Source organism: Brevibacillus schisleri (assembly GCF_055685845.1).
Genome location: NZ_JBVNDM010000001.1, coordinates 15,001 through 20,000, shown reverse-complemented (window position 1 = coordinate 20,000; position 5,000 = coordinate 15,001). Strand labels below are relative to the sequence as shown.

The window sequence follows — 5,000 nt, the reverse complement described above, 5'->3', positions numbered from 1 at the left end:
TATAAGAAATAATCCCAACCGCTACGGCATGCTCGTAGGCATAGCTATCCATCTTTGAAAAGCGCCGAAGGGAGAGAAGAACTTGTGGTTGCTGCTGAAACTCCGTAATGATCGGCGTAACAACTTCCCTGACTTCCATAACTGGTATGTTATTGCCGCCTTGTACGCGGGTCATCAAATTCTTCAGTGTAGACACTGCTTTATCAAATGACTCCTGAAACACAGGTTTAGCTTGGGTAAACTTATCAGAAGCTTCTGGCGCATCTACCTTAGGTGTGGTTGGTTCACCTTGGTCAGTCCAATCCCCTCCTGAATCCTCTACTTGTACCTGCTTGATCATGAACGCTTCTAAGAATTGCACTTCCCGTTCAAAGAGAGGGGTTCCTTTTGCAAAAAGAATGCCTCCCAATGCTGTAAATACGTCTTCAGCCAATTTCGCTCCAAGAGTCAGTTGTTTCACTTCCACATTGGGCAACCTGCTCACCACCCGATCCAACTTGTTAATGATATAGTATCCATTTCCCAATTTTACTTCAAACCCAAACCATTTGCAGGAAAAAAGCAATGGGTTGAACAAACTTTTGCATTTACACAGAAAAAACGCCCCACATTATGCGGGACGCTTTCGATGTGATTTTCTTTATTCCTCTGTCGGTTCGGTAGGCTCGGTTGCTTCGACAGTCTCTCCGTCTTGCAGATCTTCGATTCCCTCTTCCGCATCTTCATCCGTCATATCCTCTTCCTCAGTTGGAGGACATTTGGCGACTGATCCCACTTGCTCATTTTCAGACAATCGGATCAGTTTCACACCTTGCGTGTAGCGCCCCATCACAGAAATACCTTTCATTTCTGTACGAATGATGATACCGGAAGTGGTAATAATCATCAGATCTTCTTCAGGCTCAACGACTTTCAGACCGACGACCGGACCGCTACGATCCGTTACATTGTGTGTCTTAATTCCTTTACCGCCACGAGATTGAATGCGGTATTCATCGACAGGAGTCCGTTTTCCGTAACCATTCGCCGTTACAATGAGCACCTCTGCATTTGGTTTGATAACGTCCATATCGATGACATCATCATCGTCGTCAAGGGTAATCCCCTTCACACCGGTGGCGTTACGTCCCATCGTACGTACGTCTCCCTCATTGAAACGGACGGACATGCCTTTATGAGTACCCATGATGATTTGTTGTTGGCCATCCGTCAGACGAACACCAATCAACTCATCATCTTCGCGCAGGTTAACCGCAATCAGCCCGCCTTTGCGAATATTTTCATAGGACTCCAGCGTGGTTTTCTTAATAATCCCCTTCTTGGTCGCAAAGAACAGGTAATGTTCTTGATCAAACTCTTTCACAGGGATTACCGCACTAACACGCTCCCCTTTTTCAATCTGAATGAGATTGATGATTGGGGTACCTTTTGCTGTCCGGCTCAGGTCAGGAATCTCAAATCCTTTTAGGCGATACACCTTCCCTTTGCTCGTAAAGAACATGATGTAATCATGCGAGTTGGTAATGTACAGATGCTCGACAAAATCGTCATCCTTGGTTCCCAATCCCTGCACGCCACGTCCACCACGTTTTTGCGAACGGTAGGTCGAAACAGGCAGACGCTTGATATAACCGTCATGCGTCAGGGTGATTACGACATCTTCCTCTGGGATCAAATCAGCATCTTCGATATGATTCTCATCGAAAGTAATTTCTGTGCGCCTTTCATCGCCAAACTTCTCTTTGATCTCACCCAGCTCATCGCGGATGATCGCGTAGATTTTGGCTTCGTCTGCAAGAATAGCACGCAGTTCTGCGATTTTTACCATGAGCTCCTGGTATTCGTTCTCGATTTTTTCTCGTTCCAAACCAGTCAGGCGTTGCAGACGCATATCGAGAATCGCCTGTGCCTGCTCGTAGGACAAGGAGTAATTCTCCATCAGTCCTGTGCGAGCTTCTTCCGTGGTTTGAGAAGAACGAATCAAGCTGATAATCTCGTCAATATGATCCAATGCAATACGCAAGCCTTCCAAGATGTGCGCACGGGCTTCTGCTTGCTTGAGATCGTATTCGGTCCTTCTGCGGATAATGACACGTTGGTGCTCCAAATAGTAATAGAGCATGTCACGCAGATTCAATACACGCGGACGACTGTCTACGAGTGCCAGCATATTCACACCAAATGTAGACTGCATTTGGGTATGCTTAAATAGATTGTTCAATACAACCTTTGGAATGACGTCACGGCGCAATTCCATGACAATACGCATTCCTTTGCGGTCAGACTCATCACGAAGGTCGGTAATGCCTTCGATTTTTTTCTCGCGTACTAGCTCCGCGATTTTTTCTACGAGTCTAGCCTTGTTCACCTGATAAGGGATCTCTGTTACGATGATGCGCGGTTTGCCTTTCCCATCCTCTTCAATCTGGGTTTTGGCGCGCATAATAATGGAACCACGGCCTGTTTCATAGGCACGACGAATACCACTGTAACCGAGAATTTCCCCCGCTGTAGGGAAGTCAGGTCCCTTGATGATTTTCATCAAATCTTGAATCGTAATATCAGGATTGTCGATCATGGCAATGACACCATCAATAACTTCCGTCAAGTTATGCGGCGGAATATTGGTAGCCATACCTACAGCAATCCCTGATGCACCGTTCAAAAGCAGGTTCGGGAAACGAGAAGGCAATACAACCGGCTCTTCTTTGCGTCCGTCGTAGTTAGGAGTGAAATCGACCGTTTCTTTATCAATATCGCGCAAAAGCTCCAGCGCGAGCTTGGAAAAACGCGACTCCGTATAACGCATCGCCGCTGCCGGGTCGCCGTCTACAGAACCGAAGTTCCCTTGCCCTTCAACCAGCATGTAGCGCATGTTAAAATCTTGGGCCATACGTACCATCGCTTCATAGATGGAAGAGTCACCATGCGGATGGTAGTTCGCCATTACTTCCCCGACAACGTTTGCCGATTTACGGAACGGCTTGTCAGGAGTAAGGCCCATATCGTGCATGGCATACAAAATACGCCTGTGTACAGGCTTCAAACCATCGCGAACGTCAGGCAAAGCCCGACTGACGATAACGCTCATCGCATAGCTAATGAACGATTCTCTCATTTCGTGGCTAATATCGACTTTTGGAAACCGAGCAGTTTCTTCTGCCATAAAGGGTAAACCTCCAACTGGTTATCACAATACTTCATTATACCATATAGAGAGAGGACACGTCCAAAAAAACCACTTGAATCAGTCCATTTCCCTAAGATTTCCCTCTGAATTGGTCGTACACTCGAGCATTCCGTGTCACCCCTAAATATTCCAACTTTGTTTCACGCTGGATCATCACAAAAAACAAAAAAAGGCCCCCTACATTCTGGCCCCTAGAATTTCATGTCTTTTTACATGTAGTTATCATCATCTTTACAGCTTCACGACCATTTCCAATTTAGAGAAGCGAATCACTGTCTTCGTATCGATTAACAATCCGAACGTAATCGCGATCATCTGTAGTAGTTTTCTCATGGTGTATCCCTCCGTTATTGAATGTACTTTTATTTTACAGAGTATGACCACGTAGTCCTATCGATTTGGGTTTCAACTTCCTTACACTATTGTAAGAAACGCAGGAAAGGAAGTATGGGAAAAGTGTGGGAAATGCCTACAACAACTGCTTAAGTCTGTTTGAAGATGTACAATAAAGTGAGAATCTTAAGGTTCGCGGAGGAATCCCATGAAGATCTTTCACATTGCTATCGTAGACGATGACATCAATATTCGTCAGATCGTCGAAGCCTATTTGCAAAAGGAAGGCTATGTTACAACTGCCGTTGAATCAGCCGAAGAGGCTATTACTTTAGAGCAAGAGAATCCCCCCGATCTATGGGTATTGGACATCATGTTGCCAGGTATGAATGGCTATGAGTTTTGCCGACGTATTCGTGCTGGCTCAGAAACGCCTATCATCATGGTTTCCGCACGCGACGAAGAAGTAGACAAAATTCTTGGACTAGAGCTAGGAAGCGACGATTATCTCACCAAGCCTTTTAGTCCCCGTGAATTAGTGGCTCGTGTGAATCGGGCACTCCAGCGTTGGAAACAAATGAAATCCCATGCGGAAGAAACAGCTATCAGCGCTCTTGTTTTAGATAAGGAAAAACGTCTTGTATATTCTTTTGGGGAGGAAGTAGAGGTGACCTCGAAAGAGTTTCAAGTGCTCAGCCTTTTATCGGAGCATCCGAATCGGGCTTTTTCCCGTGATGAGCTGCTCTCTCTTATATGGGGATTTGATTATTTTGGAAGTGATCGAGTGGTTGATGATCTCATTCGTCGTATCCGAAAAAAGCTGGACAAGATCCCTCTTGAGACGGTTTGGGGCTTTGGATATCGCCTGCGAGCTATAGAAGGAACGAAGGATGAATGAGTATCCAATTTCGCATTACGTTGATGTTCGCTCTTCTTCTCTGTCTTGTCATGGGGGTATCAGCTTTCCTGATCAATTCGTTTTTGCTCGATAATTTAATTGAGCAGCAAAAGAATGAATTAAACCTAAAAGGTCGATTCTGGATCGAAAAAATGAACGAATCGAATGCAAAGATTGAAACAGAGGGAGTCGCAGAACTCGAAAAGCTTCTCGTCTCTAATCGCAAGATAGAAGTTTTGCTCTTAGGCAAAAAGAAAAAAGTACTCTACACGTCCCTGCCTTCTTCCAATTTGAATGAGTGGATGGATGCCCTTGAGCGTAAAGCGGAGAAAAGGCAAAATCGAAACATATGGATGGTCGGAAGCGATGATTATGTGGTTGTTAACCTGCCTTTTAAAAACGACGAAAAGCAACGACTGATTCTGGCCTCTCCTGTACGTGGACTTAAAGACACTCGTATGGAAATGACGAATAACATCTTGCTCATCGTTTTGATTGGAGCCGTATCTACCATTTTGCTCAGCTTTTTTATTACGCGTAGTATGGTGCAGCCACTGCATAAATTGACGAGAGAAATAA

4 protein-coding genes (2 of these 4 only partly in view) are annotated in these 5,000 nt (G+C 45.2%); 2 read left to right on the top strand and 2 right to left on the bottom strand.

All coding sequences use genetic code 11. The features are described 5' to 3' along the window. Both ACUUHJ_RS00185 and gyrA read right to left on the bottom strand, forming a co-directional pair. Positions 1 to 475: the start of an HD-GYP domain-containing protein gene (locus ACUUHJ_RS00185; RefSeq protein ID WP_289675402.1), read on the bottom strand. It extends 617 nt beyond the left edge of the window; only the first 475 of its 1,092 coding nucleotides appear in the window; its start codon is at positions 473 to 475; its stop codon lies off the left edge, out of view. Between the two features lie 165 nt (positions 476 to 640). Next, the gene (gyrA, locus tag ACUUHJ_RS00180; protein WP_172143279.1) at positions 641 to 3,166 is read right to left on the bottom strand and encodes a DNA gyrase subunit A; all 2,526 of its coding nucleotides are present in this window, start codon (positions 3,164 to 3,166) and stop codon (positions 641 to 643) included. Positions 3,167 to 3,731: 565 nt separating this feature from the next. On the opposite strand from gyrA, the gene ACUUHJ_RS00175 reads away from it, so the two are divergent. Together ACUUHJ_RS00175 and ACUUHJ_RS00170 are read left to right on the top strand one after the other, a co-directional pair. Then, positions 3,732 to 4,421 carry a response regulator transcription factor gene (locus tag ACUUHJ_RS00175; RefSeq protein ID WP_472298041.1) on the top strand — a complete coding sequence of 230 codons (690 nt, stop codon included), beginning with the start codon at positions 3,732 to 3,734 and terminating at the stop codon, positions 4,419 to 4,421. After that, positions 4,418 to 5,000, top strand: partial view of a sensor histidine kinase gene (locus ACUUHJ_RS00170; protein ID WP_472298040.1) — the 5' end (the start) only. The gene runs 797 nt beyond the window's last position; the window shows 583 of its 1,380 coding nt (coding positions 1–583); it begins with the start codon at positions 4,418 to 4,420; the stop codon falls past the right edge of the window. Before ACUUHJ_RS00175 ends, ACUUHJ_RS00170 begins: the two co-directional genes overlap by 4 nt.

Bases quoted from the DNA above. Each gene is read 5' to 3' on its own strand.
- ACUUHJ_RS00175 (WP_472298041.1), top strand. From the start codon at position 3,732: ATGAAGATCTTTCACATTGCTATCGTAGACGATGACATCAATATTCGT.
- gyrA (WP_172143279.1), bottom strand. From the start codon at position 3,166: ATGGCAGAAGAAACTGCTCGGTTTCCAAAAGTCGATATTAGCCACGAA.